Source organism: Moorena sp. SIO4A1 (assembly GCF_010672065.1).
Taxonomy (GTDB): domain Bacteria; phylum Cyanobacteriota; class Cyanobacteriia; order Cyanobacteriales; family Coleofasciculaceae; genus Moorena.
On record NZ_JAAHHX010000521.1, the window covers coordinates 1 to 1,730 of the forward strand.

Here is a 1,730-nt window from a genome sequence, read left to right on the forward strand (position 1 = left end):
ATCAGATTCATTATCTCGATATCGTCGATTGCAACGCAGGGGATCACGGTCGTCCCTTTGCCACCAATTTTAATCCTGAGATTAACATCAGAGAAATTACCCAAAAAGGACGATACTATGAAAACTCCACCTGGGTAGAAGTCGATCCGTTCTCAGTGCATCGCCCAATCAATTATCCTGAGATTGGAGAGAGGGAGTCATACCTCTTGTATCACGAAGAACTTGAATCCCTCGTCAAGCACATTCCTACCATTAAACGGGCTCGTTTCTGGATGACTTTCTCAGAAAGTTATCTGACACACCTTAGAGTCCTCCAGAACGTGGGATTAACCAGTATTGAGCCCATTGATTATGAAGGGCATCAGATCGTCCCCTTGCAATTCCTTAAAGCTGTCCTACCTGCGCCATCCTCACTGGGTGAAAATTATCAAGGCAAGACTTCCATTGGGTGCCATATTCGAGGGGTTAAAGATGGAAAACCAAGAACATACTATATCTACAATAACTGTGACCACGCAAAAGCTTATGAAGAAATAGGGGCACAAGCGGTCAGCTATACTACAGGAGTACCGGCAATGCTTGGTGCTTTGCTGGTCGTCACTGGCACATGGAAAGGTGAGGGAGTTTTTAATGTCGAACAACTTGACCCGGATCCTTTTTTGGAAAAGCTTGGAACCTATGGGTTGGAGTGGCATGAGTCAATTAACAACTCAGAAGAGTTTGCAGATTAGTAAGTCAGGTCAAATCTGATCACCTCTAAAAGCTATGACATCAAACACCTGATACAATTGATCACCAGGGGAGCAGGTCTTGCGTTGCAGAATAAATGAACTATGTACCATCAGAGCGTGCTTAAACCCATGAGGGGGCTACAGATTTAGTACAAATGTTCTGCATAAGTGACATGCTCCCGATCACCAGCTTCAAAGCCCGCTATGCTCACTTGGATATTTACATAGAGCTTGGTTCTGGAGTGGCATGGGAATCTGGGCTGCTTTGTGCAACATTTATCGACATCATTAAAACTTAGGGTTCTATCAATTGCTATGTTGCTATGTTTTATGTATCATCGAATATGATCTAGAACCAAAACTCGGTGAGCTACTTACTAGTAATTTGTTTTAGGGAGCAGAGAGCTTCATAGCTTCGGAGTAGGGAGTAGCGATCCAGTGCGGTCTTGAGGGAAATCCCCATGACCGTGCTTCATCAAAACGGGGGAATAAAATTGACTTTATCTCATAAGTACGAGAAATGGGAGCATTCTATTTTGGAATAAACATACCCGATTAAGCTGTATAATGGTGAGGCTACCGCCCACATAAAAAGATATATTTGATGATTTGCAAAAATGAAATGCTCCCAGAGAAACACTATAAAGGTTAATATTGTCTCTAATAACCCGCAACTTCTGGTAAATGAAAAAACTTTGACAAATGTGCAGCAACAAGAAACGGCAAAAATGGGAGTTCATCTAATTGTAGATGCTTGGCAAGCTCCAGCAGACATACTCAACGATGTAGACATCATTCGTCAAACTCTTGTAGCAGCAATTACCGCAGGAGAAGCTATGTTAATCGATCTGTGTGTCCACCAGTTTAGTCCCCAGGGCGTTACCGCAACAGCGACCTTAGCAGAGTCCCATATTGCCATTCATACCTGGCCCGAATATGGTTATTTTGCCGCCGATATGTTTTTCTGTGGTCAAGGCAAGCTGGGGGGGCGACATGAGA

General features: G+C 43.5%; 2 protein-coding genes. Both read left to right on the plus strand.

Going from position 1 to position 1,730, the window contains the following annotated elements; translation table 11 throughout:
• Positions 1–731: saccharopine dehydrogenase family protein (locus F6K53_RS40180; RefSeq protein WP_293085674.1), on the plus strand; the 731-nt coding region annotated here is incomplete at its 5' end.
• A 728-nt stretch (positions 732–1,459) separates the two neighbouring features.
• A partial coding sequence (speD, locus tag F6K53_RS40185; RefSeq protein WP_293085677.1) for an adenosylmethionine decarboxylase occupies positions 1,460–1,730 on the plus strand: 271 nt, incomplete at its 3' end.